The sequence below is a fragment of the Flavobacterium xinjiangense genome (genome assembly GCF_900142885.1).
Taxonomy (GTDB): Bacteria; Bacteroidota; Bacteroidia; order Flavobacteriales; family Flavobacteriaceae; genus Flavobacterium; species Flavobacterium xinjiangense.
On sequence record NZ_FRCL01000008.1, the window covers coordinates 116,530 to 130,918 of the forward strand.

The 14,389-nt window shown below is 34.9% G+C and carries 10 protein-coding genes; 5 read left to right on the forward strand and 5 right to left on the reverse strand.

Annotated elements, in window-relative coordinates:
- Positions 1-12 precede the first annotated feature (12 nt).
- On the forward strand, positions 13-1,266 hold the full coding sequence (locus tag BUC23_RS11235; RefSeq protein WP_073209454.1) for a murein hydrolase activator EnvC family protein: 1,254 nt from the start codon (positions 13-15) through the stop codon (positions 1,264-1,266).
- A 251-nt stretch (positions 1,267-1,517) separates the two neighbouring features.
- Here the strand turns inward: BUC23_RS11235 and BUC23_RS11240 are convergent, their stop codons facing one another.
- Positions 1,518-2,369, reverse strand: a complete 852-nt coding sequence (locus BUC23_RS11240) for a polysaccharide deacetylase family protein (protein ID WP_073209456.1) — start codon at positions 2,367-2,369, stop codon at positions 1,518-1,520.
- Positions 2,370-2,393: 24 nt separating this feature from the next.
- Positions 2,394-3,419 (reverse strand): hypothetical protein, encoded by a 1,026-nt coding sequence (locus BUC23_RS11245; protein WP_073209457.1) that lies wholly within the window; start codon positions 3,417-3,419, stop codon positions 2,394-2,396.
- A 1,245-nt stretch (positions 3,420-4,664) separates the two neighbouring features.
- On the opposite strand from BUC23_RS11245, the gene BUC23_RS11250 reads away from it, so the two are divergent.
- Positions 4,665-6,752: a TonB-dependent receptor family protein gene (locus BUC23_RS11250; protein ID WP_073209459.1), complete on the forward strand. Its 2,088-nt coding sequence runs from the start codon at positions 4,665-4,667 to the stop codon at positions 6,750-6,752.
- Positions 6,753-6,774: 22 nt separating this feature from the next.
- Here BUC23_RS11250 and BUC23_RS11255 read toward each other — a convergent pair whose 3' ends face one another.
- A complete protein-coding gene (locus BUC23_RS11255) occupies positions 6,775-7,218 on the reverse strand; it encodes a c-type cytochrome (protein ID WP_073209461.1) in 444 nt (147 codons plus the stop codon).
- Between the two features lie 3 nt (positions 7,219-7,221).
- The gene (locus tag BUC23_RS11260; protein WP_073209463.1) at positions 7,222-8,346 is read right to left on the reverse strand and encodes a PQQ-dependent sugar dehydrogenase; all 1,125 of its coding nucleotides are present in this window, start codon (positions 8,344-8,346) and stop codon (positions 7,222-7,224) included.
- Positions 8,347-8,807: 461 nt separating this feature from the next.
- Between BUC23_RS11260 and BUC23_RS11265 the strand changes: the two genes are divergently transcribed.
- The 3 genes from BUC23_RS11265 to BUC23_RS11275 all read left to right on the forward strand — a co-directional run bounded on the left by BUC23_RS11265 (position 8,808) and on the right by BUC23_RS11275 (position 11,126).
- Positions 8,808-9,227, forward strand: coding sequence for a DUF2452 domain-containing protein (locus BUC23_RS11265; protein ID WP_073209465.1), 420 nt, complete (start codon positions 8,808-8,810; stop codon positions 9,225-9,227).
- Positions 9,228-9,400: 173 nt separating this feature from the next.
- The gene (locus tag BUC23_RS11270; RefSeq protein WP_073209467.1) at positions 9,401-9,964 is read left to right on the forward strand and encodes a Crp/Fnr family transcriptional regulator; all 564 of its coding nucleotides are present in this window, start codon (positions 9,401-9,403) and stop codon (positions 9,962-9,964) included.
- Positions 9,965-10,058: 94 nt separating this feature from the next.
- Complete coding sequence (locus BUC23_RS11275) at positions 10,059-11,126, forward strand: SDR family oxidoreductase (RefSeq protein ID WP_073209470.1); 1,068 nt, start codon at positions 10,059-10,061, stop codon at positions 11,124-11,126.
- Positions 11,127-11,518: 392 nt separating this feature from the next.
- On the opposite strand, the gene BUC23_RS11280 is transcribed toward BUC23_RS11275, so the two are convergent.
- Positions 11,519-14,380: a type I restriction endonuclease subunit R gene (locus BUC23_RS11280; RefSeq protein ID WP_073209541.1), complete on the reverse strand. Its 2,862-nt coding sequence runs from the start codon at positions 14,378-14,380 to the stop codon at positions 11,519-11,521.
- Between the last annotated feature and the right edge of the window lie 9 nt (positions 14,381-14,389).

Sequence of the window (14,389 nt, forward strand, 5' to 3'; positions counted from 1 at the left end):
TATTTTTTTAGTATGCCAAAATTTCTCCTTACCCTAATTTTTATATGTACGTCTTCACTGCTGTGGAGCCAAGAATCACAACAAGAAAAATTAGAAGCACGAAAAGCCCAAATCCAAAAAGAGATACGCGAAAACGAAAAACTTTTGCAGAGCGTAAAGAAAAAAGAAAAAAGTGCGATAAATGTAATTGTGATCCAAAGCAATAAGATAAAGCTAAAGGAAAAATTAATAACCACGACCGAAAAGCAGACTAAACTTTTGGGTAATGACATGTACGTTAATCAGGTAAAAATCAATAAGCTTAAGAAAGAATTAGAAATCCTTAAAGCTGATTATGCCAAGATGATTGTGAAATCCTATAAAAGCCGTTCAGAGGAAAGTAGAGCTATGTTCTTGTTGTCTTCAGAGAATTTTTTGCAGGCGTATAAAAGAGCGCAATACATGAAGCAGTACACCAATTATCGGAAAATGCAAGGCGAGGAGATAAGTTCAAAATCCAACCAACTCCTTGATTACAACGGTAGATTAAATGTGCAAAAAACGGCCAAGCAAAAACTGATTGCCGAAAAAGAGAAGGAAAGATTATCTTTAGAAAAAGAGAAGCAAGAGCAGGAAAAATTAGTAAGTTCTATTAAAAAAGATAAAAATAAACTTCAGGCAGATATTAGAAAAAAACAACAGGAGGCGCGTTCTATCGACAAACAAATTAATAGAATTGTCCGAGAAGCCATTGCGGCCGCAAATAGAAAAGCAGCATTGGAAAGAGCCAAGGCGAATCCAAGTGCGCCGGTCTCTAAAGTTGCGGTTTCCTCATCAAAGATAGAATTGACACCGGAATCTAAATTAATTGCGGATAACTTCAGAGCCAATAGAGGACGATTACCTTATCCGGTAGAAAAAGGTTTTATTTCATTGGGTTTCGGAGATCAACCCCATCCCGTATTTAGTACGTTGACAATTCATAACAGTGGTGTAGAAATCACAACAGAACAAGGTTCAAATGCCCGAGCTGTGTTTGGTGGAGAAGTAACAAGTGTAATTGTTTTATCTCCTTTAAACAAAGCGGTAATGATTCAGCATGGAGATTTCTTTACTGTTTATCAAAACTTAAGTTCAGTTTCTGTTAGCAAAGGGGATAAGGTGAGCATTAAACAAAGTTTAGGAAGGGTAAGAACCAATAACGAAACAGGAAAAACGATTATCAAATTTTTAATCCTTCAAAATACAACCTACAATAACCCACAGAGTTGGTTGTCACCAAGGTAATCAGATCAATAGAGAGGAAGAGAATTTATTGAATTCATTTCCTTTATATTTTTAAATTAAAACAGCATCTCAGGATTTATAATTCAGGATGCTGTTTTTTTTGGACCCTTAATTAGAAGATATTCATTAAGGACTAGCAGGTTTCATTTTTAATATTTATGCATAAAAAAACAACCTATTCTCATCACAAGAATAGGGCGTTTCTATTTTATAAAGCTAGAATGAAACTAACTTTTGTATTCTTTATATTGTTAGTGAAAAGAAGATTTTATAGCTTCCATTGTGCTTGGAGTAGACCATTGACCAGCAACAATAATACGTCTGATCGTATACAACGGATCTACAGAATCTCTTTTTGTCGCTAAGATATAAGCCATTTGATATCCGCTCTTTTTTAACTCAGGAATCGCTGCTTTATTCCATAAACCGAATGGATATGCAAAATACGTCACCGGTTTGCCAATGATTTCTTCAAGCTTAGCTTTTGGTTTTACCAATTGCGTATTCCAGTCGTCACCAGCATATTTAGTTACCATATGATGGTCCCAAGTATGTGCTGCAACAGTATTTCCACTATCGGATAAATTTTTAATTTGCTCTTTGCTCATATAGCCCGGACGACCAATCGAAACGGTCATTACAAAGAACACGCCTTTAAACCCGTATTTTTTCATTTCTGCCGCACCAATGCTAAATTGCTCCCCTCTAGTATCGTCAAACGTAATCATTACCGGATTTGAAGGTAATGGAACATCATAGGCTAGATAGTCATAAAGTTGATTAGGCAAAATACTATGGTAGCCGGCATCAGATAAGGCTTTCATTTGCTGCGCAAAATTTCGTGGTGAAACAGTATATGTTTTTGTCATTTCACCATCACCCGCTTTTAATTCTTTGATGTTATGATAGCATAATATAGGCACTTCTTTTTTGGAAAGAATCGTCGCCGCGTCATTGGCGGTCGTTTTTTGAGGTGTTGTTTTTGTTACAGCAGCCGCAGTTTCTGTAGCTTCAGCAGCTTCAGTTTTGGGTTTATCAGATTTTGTATTACAGCTCACCAATAAAAAAAGACCTGCAAAAACTAAAAAAGCACTATTTTTCATAAATCGAAAGTTTGTTTAAAGGAATTATTGGTATTGAATGTAGCTAGGTTTAGGCGTAAATTTGACTAACTCTTCCGGCGTATACATCACCCAATTTTTTCTAATATCATTTTTGTAGAACAATTTAAACCCTGTAAACTGAACCGGTTCTCTATAAATATAACTCACATATGAATCCTTTTTTAGCACTTTATCGCCAAAACCATCCATGTCCATTACTATTTGAACTTCTGGCACCTTTTTTATGTTTTTATAATTTTTCACCATTCCTTGCGTAAAACGATGTACGACAAGTACTTTTGGAGTCAATTTATTTTTACGTACAATGTCGACTAAAATATCAATAGCGTCATTGATGTCATCTGCGGTAAAAGTCCCAATTTTTGATCCAGGAATCTCTCCATTTTTCAATGAAAATTCAGGGTCAATTCCTAAATGAACATTAGGCATTGAAAGGTATTGCACCAAATTGGTAACTTCATCTTTTACATTACTGTGTCCCACTTGGATATCTACAAACACTAAAGCATTAATAGGTTTTGCCCAACTTAGAATCGTATCGATTTGCTTGAATGGCATTCTCATACGGTGTTTGTTGTCTTTACCAGGAGCACCTTGAGCTGTAACAGCAATGTAATGCAAGGCCGGGATTGCCTTCACAGAAGGGTCGGCAGCTTGCCATTTAGCTACTTCACCTTGTAATTTCTTAAGCATTTGTGCTCTTGGTATTTCTCCTAAAATCCCCATTCTTGTCGAATATAGATTCCCATAATAAGCAATGATTCTATTGTATGGCAATAATGCTCCGGCCAAAGGATAAGGTGCCTTTACCGGCCATCTACCTGTAGTGTCGTTATTGCTTAAAGCCACCATCCTTTTATTGAAATCAATAGTGTCAATGGTTTGGATAATTGGTTCTTTTACGGAATCAGTTTGAACAGTTGTAGTTTTATCTTTTCCATTTTCTATGTCAGCAGCTTTTCCACGATTGCAACTGGATACTAAAAACAATATTGGAAGGATTAGGAATGCAAAAAGTGGCTTTTTCATAAATTAAGTCTATTTATTTTTCATTGCAAATATAAAGTATTTTAAGAACGGCTCGTCCATTAAAATAGTATTATGCGGTATAATTTTTATATAATTCACGGATTAGTCAAGATATAGGTGCTAGTTTTAACAGCGTACTTTTTATGGCTAATAAATAATCAGGTCGGGTTAATATTAGTAATCTTGTTAATTAGAAAAGGCCTCTTTTTTGGAAGCCTTGTAAAATCATTCACCATTTCTTAAAACACTAGTTATTGAAAACTATCACGTCAGAAAAAATTCTTATTGGATTATTTTGAATAAAAAGCAAACCATACCAACAATCAATAAGTATAGAATTTTTATCATAATATTTAAGTTTATAGTTATTTCCTTTAAAATAATTATATGCAAAAAAACGAGTATTATTTTATTTATGCAATACCCACTTTTGGTGATATTGTTCAAATATAATTATTTTTTAAAGAATGTAGCTAATTAGTATTGATTTAGTAAATTTTTAGTAATATATCAGCGCTTTTTTAATTGTTAGTAGCCAGAAGTTAAGACTTTTCAACCGTTTTGAATTAGTGAATTTCAAATTAGTAAGCTTTGTGTGAATCATTCTTAATTTATTCCGTATTATCATTAAATAGTACTAGATTAGTTTTTGAAAGCTAAAAATACAATTTAGGCAGCAACAAAAAAGACTATCGTCACCGACAGTCTCCTTTTCGCTTTACAACACTTGATTAACCAAAACCCCATTATAACATGGAAGTCATAAAGCAATGCAATATTTTAAAATAAACTTTGGCGGGAAACTTCTTAGGAGTCGATTAGCAAAGTGTTTCAATCAAGAACAAATTACAAATCAAAACAGTATTGAAACTTCCCTATTTCAGCATGCTGTTTCCAAAGTTTAGAATATTAATTTCTGAATTATCGACTATTATGCATTACAAACATAATTCACTCTAGACTAGCTATTTTACGGTTTCCCGTAAAAGAATGATTTTTTTTAAATTAAATACATTTGGGGATTAGTAAAACAGTTTCCTTCACTTATTAAATGAAAGCAAATCGCACTCGATCTTTAGTCTTAAACAGAATGTGATAAGGTAGTTTTGTTTTGGGAGTGTAAAGGAATGAAGGTATTGAGTCTGCAAATCAAAGCCGAAACTTCAGTTCTTTTCTAATATAAAAGAAAACAGTAACTTTATAAAAATTTAGCAACTTTTTTATAAAATCAATTCATCAAAAAACTTGAAAAACTATAAACTTTCATTTTTCATCAATTTTTTGTTTCTATTTTACTTTACATCAATTTTTAGTCAAGTAGAAAAAGATACGGTTGCTCTTTCAGAAATCACATTGAAGGGTTCTCCCATCAAAAATGTTCTTCAAAATGTTGCGGCATCCGTTTCGGTGATCACTATTGCCGATATTAATAAAAGTGACGGAATTATAATGACTCCGGTTTTAAATAAGATTCCCGGCGTTACCATGCAACAAGGTGCTTTGAACACCAATAGGATTACGATTCGAGGTATTGGTGCACGATCTCAATATGAAACTAATAAAATAAAAGCCTATTTTGATGGGATTCCATTGACTTCTGGTGAAGGCGAAACCACTATTGATGATATTGATTTGGCTTCAATCGAAAAAATTGAAATTATAAAAGGACCAAATTCCACTAGTTTTGGTTCCGGTTTGGGTGGAGTGATTCAGCTTTTTTCAAGGGAAACCCCTTTGTTCGAATCATTTGGAAAATCAACTGTTACTTTTGGTAGTTTTGGTTTGTTGCAGCAACGTCTTTCGGCAGGATACAGCGATTCCAAAGCGAATGTATTCACAAGTTATACAGATTTAGAAAGCGATGGATTTAGAGCCAATAGTTCCTATAACAGAAAATCATTTAACCTGCATGGCAAACAAAAAATTAGTGCCAACGGAATTTTGTCATTTTTGGGAACGTTCACCCGATTGAAAGCTTATATCCCAAGTTCTATAAATGAGACGGATTTAAAAAATAATCCAGAGAAGGCAGCCGCTACTTGGGCAGCCGCACAAGGTTTTGAGTCGTATGATAAATTCATGTTCGGATTAGGATATGATCATCAATTATCTAAAAAATGTTCCATACAAACCAGTGTTTTTTCTAATTTTAAAGACGCTTATGAGCCCAGACCGTTTGATATTTTGGATGAAAATATAAGTTCGGCGGGTTTTCGTTCCAATGTAAATTATAAAGACCAATTGTTTTCTTTGCCCTTTGAACTGAGTTTTGGCACCGAATTATTAACGGAAAAGTATGAGTATTCCCTTTTTGAAAATTTATACCAATCGCAACGGGGTCAGGGAAGTATTCAAGGTGATGAATTCAGCGCCATCAAACAAAATCGAAAATACACCAACTACTTTTTACAAATGGAACTTTGGATTTCCAAAAAGCTGCATCTGGAAACCGGAGTTGCATTAAACACAACCAAATATTCGTTAGAAGATGTTTTCAAAAATAATTCTGGCAGTCAAAAAATGCCATTCACTTTTGGAAATGTTTGGTCGCCAAGAGTTGGTTTGTCCTATAAAATAAGCAAAGGAAAAAACATGTTTACATCAGTTAGTAAAGGATTTTCGGTTCCATCAGTTGCAGAAACATTTACTGCCGAAGGTCAAATAAATACCAATTTGAAACCAGAATTGGGTTGGAATTATGAATTGGGCTTCAAAGGGAATTGGCTTGGAAATAAAGTATACACCGAAGTAACGTTTTATACCACACAAATTGAAAATTTATTAGTGGCACGTCGCACTGCCAATGACCAATTTGTAGGGATTAATGCAGGCAGCAGTTCTCATACGGGTTTAGAATTCTTGGTTAATTATAAAATTTTAGAACAGACCCAACTTCAAATTACGCCTTATTTTTCATGTGCAGTGAATAACTTTAAATTCAAAGAATTTTTGGATGGAGATGCTGATTATTCAGGAAACCAATTAACAGGCGTTCCCGAAAAACAATTCAATTTTGGACTGGATTTAAACACAAAAAACGGATTTAGTGTCAACACCTCTTTCCGAACGATGGGTAAAATTCCGTTGAACGATTCCAATACAAAATATAGTGAGCGCTATTCGTTGCTTGATCTTAAAACGACGTATGTTTTTACCATTCTTAAAATCCTAAAAACAGAGTTGAATACTGGAATTAATAATGCATTGGACACTAAATACGCAGCTAACATTTTGCCTAACGCAGTTGGTTTTGGAAATGCTGCTCCACGATATTTTTATCCGGGAAATCCCGTCAATTATTATGGAGGTTTTTCGGTAGCGTATGTTTTTTAGATAGAAATCCTAAGTCTGGATTTTATTTTTTAATGGCTGCGACTTCTTTCTCGGTTACAACTTTCGTTTGTTTATTGCTCCAAGAAGTCATAATGTAATTCATCACATCAGCAACTTCCTGATCCGTTAGTCCCATGGCAGGCATGCTGTTATTGTACTTGATTTTATTGACAACAATTTCGCCGCTTTGTCCAAATTTCACGGCTGCGATGCTTTGATTTCTCTTGCTTTTCAACCAGTCAGAACCGTCAAGAGGAGGGAAGTTCTTAGTGTCTCCTTTGCCATTTGCACCATGACATTGCATGCAAAAATCAGCATAAATTTCTTTTCCGGGTGACTGAAGTTTTGAAACAACGGCGGTTTCTTTATTCAATTCAATATAATTGTATGTGAAAAATGGGTTTGTAAATGAGAAGCTTCCCCATACAAATACTCCAAATCCCAAAAATAATTTCGTTGTCAGCATTGTTTAATTCGGTATGATTTTAATAATTCCTTTTCCTTCCACGCCCATATAAATATAGCCATCCGGACCTTGCGCGACATTACGTACACGCCCAATATCGGTTGCGATTTTTTGTCTGCCAATAACTTCATTGCCTTTCAACTTTAGCAATTCAAGGTATTGGAATTTTAAAGAACCTACCAGTAAATGTCCTTTCCAGTCTGGATATTTATCGCTGGTTACAAAAGTCATTCCGCTTGGTGCGATGGACGGCAACCAATAATAAATAGGTTTTTCAATGCCTGGTTTTTCATTTTCTTTACTGATGGTTGTTCCGTCATAATCGATACCATAAGTAACAACAGGCCATCCGTAATTTGCTCCTTTTTTTATGATGTTGATTTCATCTCCACCTTGAGGTCCATGTTCATGTGCCCAAATTGCTCCAGTTACAGGATTTTTTGCCGTTCCTTGCGGGTTGCGATTTCCATAGGTATAAATCGCTTCTTTTGCTCCGGTCTGACCTATAAAGGGATTGTCTTTAGGGATGCTTCCGTCATCATTTAATCGGTAAATTTTTCCGCCATCGCGTTTGATATCTTGCGGATTTACGAAATGCTCCCCACGTTCTCCCGCGGAGAAATACAAATAGCCGTCGTTGTCAAATGCAATTCGGGAACCAAAATGCTGTCCTTTTGTCGTGTTCGGAGTGGCTTTGTAGAGTGATTCGATTTGTGTGAGACTTCCGTCCAATAATTTGGCTCTAATGAGTTTAGTGTTCCCGCCGGTACCTTCGCCTTCATCGGAAGCATAAGTCATATAAATCCACCCATTTTTAGCATAATCAGGATGCAATACGATGTCTAATAATCCGCCTTGTCCACGGGAATATACTTTAGGTACATTTTTGACTTCTGTTTTTGTACCGTTTTTGATATGATAAAGAACACCGCTTTTTTCGGTAACTAACATGCTGCCGTCTGGCAACCAAGTCAGACCCCACGGAATAGCAATACCGGAGGCTACGGTTTCTAAAGTATATGTTTTTACTTCGTCTTTGATGGGAATGTCATTGGATTTGACCTGCGCATCGCAACTGAAAGATAGGAATGAAAGAATCGAAAGAGAAACTAGTGTGATTTTTTTCATGAGTATTATTTTTAATCTTTTAAAAAAAAGAAATCTTTTTTAAAGATAATAAAAGAGGAATAAAAAAAGACAAGGAAGCATTTTAAATTTGCTTAGAATTAACAGATTACAAATTCTGTCTCAGTGAATTGTTATTACAGAGCAAATTGAATTTATTTTTTTTGAGATATTTTTATAGTGTTAGATGACGGGTTAAAATAAGATTCGGTTTGTCGTCTCTTAGTTTAATTGTGATGGGATTTTTATATTTTTTGTTTAACTTTGCAATGATATATTTAAACAAAAAAAGTTTTTTAATATGTACATTTTAAATTTGTAAGCCGATTTTCACCTAAAACAAAATATTGGTGACATAGAAGAGTGTTGTGCTGATTAACATTTTAAACTCATTTTAAAAATTACAAATAAAACGTTACTGATTGATTCCTTGTAATTAATTGGAAAAAATAAATTGAAATTAGATGAAAAATAAAAAACCAGATAATGTCGTATACTCTGTTGAAAAAGGTTTTAATGCAAATGTATTGCCTTACGCAACAAATGTTGGAGCCCCGGTAATTAGTGTTGGTGATGTTGTTTCTTGGAAAAGTAGAGGTATAGACAATGTGAATAAAGAACTTGGAAATAAGTTTAACGAACTGAAGCTGCAATATCAAAAGTTGATGCAAGAATACGAATGGAATGAATTAGTGTACAGCGCTAAATTTTCATTTGAACCCGTTATTGGTGAAATCTATCATTTGTACAGAGATGCTGAGGGCGTAAATTTTCTTTCGTTGATAGGACCTGATGAATGGAACAAGGAACATATTGGCACTTTTAAACTGAATAGTGATAAAAAATGGATTCTGCTAAATGCACAAGAGTCGCAGTTGTATTAAATTAAAATAACCGAGAATGTAGTTTTTAATTTGATCAAAAATTGTACTAAACTTATCTTATTGGGTTTTTTACATTTGCCGTAAGAGTTTTAATTTTTGTGTTCAAGATTATTAATAGATCTTAATCTTTCTTTTTTAATTGTATTTTTATCCAGGTATTAAGCAAAGGAACTATGGAAGAAATTTTAAGACAACAAATTGAGAAAATTGTACCATTAACAGATGATGAATTTCAATTGGTACTGTCTCACTTTTCAGTTGGTAAATATAAAAAACATCAATATATTGTTCAGCAGGGAAATCCTGTTCCGTATGTTCATTTTGTTGTAAAAGGGCTCTTAAAATCTTTTTATATAGACAAATCGGGTAAAAGTCATATTTTGCAATTTGCTATGGAAGACTGGTGGATAACGGATAATCAGGGTTTTTATAATGAACAAAATGCTACGCTAAATATTGATTGCTTAGAAGATGCACAAACCTATTATATCACTCTTGAAAACAGAGAAAAATTGTGTGCAGAATTACAGAAAATGGAATTCTTCTTTTTGCAAAAAATGACGGCCGGAAATATTGCTCTTCAAAACCGGATTTTATCGTTGATGAGCAAAAATTCAGAAGAACGATACATTCAATTTATCCAATTATACCCAGATCTGATTCACCGCATCCCTAAAACTTTAATAGCATCTTATCTGGGAATTTCAAGAGAAACATTGAGTCGTTTATCGCATTAACGTGATTTAGGTCACAAATTATCTGTGACGTATGTCCTTTATAATCCATGGAATATTTTAGAATTTTGTACTACATAAAATTTAAAACATAAACATGGAAAATATAGCGTTAGTAGTTGGAGCTACAGGAATAACGGGCAGCAATCTCGCAGGAAAACTTATTGCTAAGGGCTGGACCACTTTCGGTTTAGCAAGAAACCCCCGAAAAGATATAGAAAATCTTGAACCTGTTGCTGCAGATCTCTTGGATTTGGATAATTTAAAAACAGCTTTAAAGGACATTTCTCCCACGCACATTTACATTACAACTTGGATGCGTCAGAATTCTGAAGCAGAAAACATTCGGGTGAATAGCTTGATGATCAGAAATCTTTTAGAGGCATTATCTCCAAAAAAATCAGTGCAACACGTAGCACTTGTTACAGGACTGAAACATTATCTCGGACCGTTTGAGGCTTACGCCAAAGAAGGATTTCTACCGGAAACGCCACTTAGGGAAGAGCAACCCCGTCTTGATTTAGAGAATTTCTATTATGCCCAGGAAGATGAAGTTTATGCTGCTGCTGCACGAGATGGATTTACATGGAGCATTCACCGCCCGCATACGGTTATAGGAAAAGCGGTAGGAAACTTAATGAATCTTGGTACAACGCTCGCTGTCTTCGCCAGCATTTGTAAAGAAACAGGAAAGCCATTTCAGTGGCCGGGTTCAGCAGCACAATGGAATGGACTTTCAGATGTTACAGATGCCAGGGTTCTGGCTGAACATTTAATATGGGCTTCGACTACAGCAGCAGCTCGTAACGAAGCATTCAACGTGGTTAATGGAGACTTTTTTCGTTGGAAATGGCTTTGGAACAAATTAGCGGAATCGTTCGGGATTGAAGCGATAGACTTTGATGGTACGATTCATCCTCTTGAGGAACAAATGAAAAATGAAGGTCTGGTTTGGAAAAAAATTGCCACACAGCATGCCCTTGAAGAATCTGATTTAGATAAATTGGCTTCTCCGTGGCATACTGATCTTGACTTGGGACGCCCGATAGAAGTGATGACGGATATGTCTAAAAGTCGTAAACTCGGCTTTGCTGTTTTTCAAAGTACTGAAGATTCATTTTATGATTTGTTTGAACAGCTTCGCAGGGATCGATTAATTCCGTAGATATCTTAAGGTGTTTACTAAATAGGTTTATAAAAAAGAGGATTCAAAACATTATGTTTTGAATCCTCTTTTTTATTTCTTGTAACCGGGAATGTATGAAGTTATTTTTATGACTTCCTAATAATTATATTGATTCCACTAACGCTTTAAAACAAAAAAGACCTTACATTGCTGTAAAGTCTTTTTAAAAAGCTCCCTCTCTTGGGCTCGCCCCTCGGGACAGATTAGCAGTTAAATCAAGACTTGTACTTCTATTATGATGGCCAATTTGATGCCTATTGTATTAATTTAATGTTTGTTTGTATACAAAGATAATAATGAATCTTAATTCTGATTTATTAAATGAAGATTATTTTTTAGCGAACTAGATTTCCTTAATTTCTTCCAAAATCCTACCCCACCTTCGCAAATCCATTCACAAAAGTTTCTACAAATCCAATAATCTTACTCAAAATCCTGTCACCTGTTTTCTTACGTTCCAATACTTTAGGTTTTTCACCTTCTATTAAGTCCAAGAGTTCATCTCTTAAAGGTTCACGTTCGGCAAAGAGGTAATTTTCTATTAGCTGTTCCGTTTTTTCTTCTGATAAGTTTTCTTCCTGTACCAGTAGTTTGAAGGCTTTTATCTGTTCTTCATTCCAGTATTTTTCAAATTGGTCCGGTAGGTCTTCTGTGTCTTCTATTGCAGGGAGATTTTCTAGTATGAAACGTTCTATCAGTTCGCGTTTGCTTCTCAGGTTTGCTTCTCCTGTCAGTAAATCAATGATTTCTTTTTGCTTCTTGGATTTTTCTTTTGGGTCGGCATTTTTTAAGCTTGCCAATAGTTTTAGAATATAAGTAACGTTGATTTCGTCACGGTGTATTAATTCCAATTCAAAATCTACGTCTTCCAGTATGGAAACTTTTTCTTTACTATGGTCATTCTTTACTTTATCGTATAAATCGAGATACTTGCTTTTATAATCTTCAAAAAGTTGCTCGTCCATATCCAAATCTTCACCATTGAAATCTGAAAAAGTAGTCAGTACGTTTTTGATACGCATTAGTTCCCGGAACGCTTTGATGAATTCTAATTCCTCCTTTTCACTTTGTAAATCATTTACGCTGTTTACCGTTGGAACAATTTTTAATAATTCATTGACTGCTTCGCCAAATTGTTGCACGTAATCCTCGTAAGGTTGCATTATAATCACGTCTATTGCATCTTTATTAGAAAAGAGTGCGATAGCGTCATCAGTTGCTTTTTTGAGGTTACGGAACACTATAATGTTTCCCTGTGATTTCTGTTCGTTCAGGATTCTATTTGTTCTGGAATAGGCTTGAATCAATCCGTGATGTTTCAAGTTCTTATCCACATACATCGTATTCAGGTTTGGACTATCAAAACCAGTTAAAAACATATTGACTACTAGGAGAATATCAATCTTTTTGTTTTTTACGTTTTTAGAAATATCATTGTAGTAATTATAGAATAAAACGCTGTCTTTGGTGGAGAATTTAGTACCAAACATGGTATTATAATCCACAATAAACGCATCTAGCTTTTCTCTGGAATGCGAGTTTAAACCGTACTTTTCAGTTGGTTCTGCTGCTATATCTAATTCTTCAGGGATAAAACCATTAGCATCTTTATCATCTTCATTGGTAGCATAACTGAAAATAGTTGCAATTTTTAAATTGTGTTTTCCTTCTTCTTTTTTGGCTTGAAGGATTTCATAATATTTAATCAGGGTTTCCACGCTACTCACACAAAACATTGCGGTGAATTCCCTGCTATGGGTTTTACGATTGTGATTGTCTATGATGTAATCAGCAATTTTGTTTAAACGCAAAGGAGATTCCATTAATTCTTTAGTATCAATGTCTTCTACTTCAATGTCTATGTTAGTCTTGCTGTTGTCTTTTTGTTTGTAACGACCCACATATTCCACGGAGAACTTTAAAACGTTCTCGTCTTTAATGGCATCTGTAATCACATATTTGTGCAAACATTCGCCAAACAACTCTTTGGTGGTGCGTTTCCCTAATTCATTCTTTACCGCATTATCAGCAAAAATGGGCGTACCGGTAAAGCCAAATAATTGAATATTATTGAAAAAAGATCTTATACGAGAATGTGTTTCCCCAAACTGAGAACGGTGGCATTCGTCAAAAATGAATACAATGCGTTCGTCTTTCAGTTTATCCATTTTACTCAAATACTGCTTTTTACTAATGGCGGTATTTAGTTTTTGAATGGTGGTTACAATGAGTTTAGTATCATCCGAGAACTGATTTACCAATGCTTTAGTATTGTCTGTTCCGTCGATGCTTCCTTTGCTAAAGCTATTGAATTCTTTTGTGGTTTGGTAATCCAAATCTTTTCGGTCTACCACAAAAACCACTTTTTTAACTTGTGGTAAATTCATTAAAATCTGACTGGCTTTAAACGAAGTCAAGGTTTTTCCGGAACCAGTAGTATGCCAGATATAGGCATTTTTGTTTGTGTTCTTTACCGTCTCAACCAATGCTTCTACAGCATAGTATTGGTAGGGGCGGAGCACCATTAGTATTTTGTAGGCTTCACTCAACACAATGTATTTGCATATCATTTTAGAGATATGGCACGGATCTAAAAAGTCCGTGGTAAAACCATTCAATATATTAGTCAGGCGATTGTTGGCTACATCCGTCCAGTAGAAGGTTTGCTTGAACGACTGGTTTCTATTGTTAGCGTAGTATTTTGTGTTTACACCATTACTGATTACAAAAATCTGAACGTACTGGAATAAGGCTGAATTGGCTCCAAAAGAATGGCGTTGGTAGCGATTAATTTGGTTGAATGCTTCTTTAAGTTCCAGTCCACGGCGTTTGAGTTCTATTTGTACCAATGGTAATCCATTGATAAGTAAAGTTACATCGTATCTGTTTTTGTAAACACCATCGATGGATATTTGGTGTGTAACCTGAAATTGGTTTTGACACCAATGCTCTGTATTGATAAATTCAAAGTATAAATCTTCGCCATTATCTTTCAGGATGTGTTGTCTTTCCCGTAGTGTTTTTGCTTTTTCAAAAACAGATCCTTTGTTTAAAATATTAAGCACGCGGTCAAACTCTTTGGCAGTAAACTCTTTCTTGTTATGCTTCTCTAGTTGTGCTTTTAGATTGGTAAGCAGGTCTTTTTCGTCAACAATGGTCACTAAACCATAGCCCATATTTTGTAATTGGGCTACTAATTGTTCTTCCAGAATTTGTTCGGGTTGTTTTGCCATACTTAATTT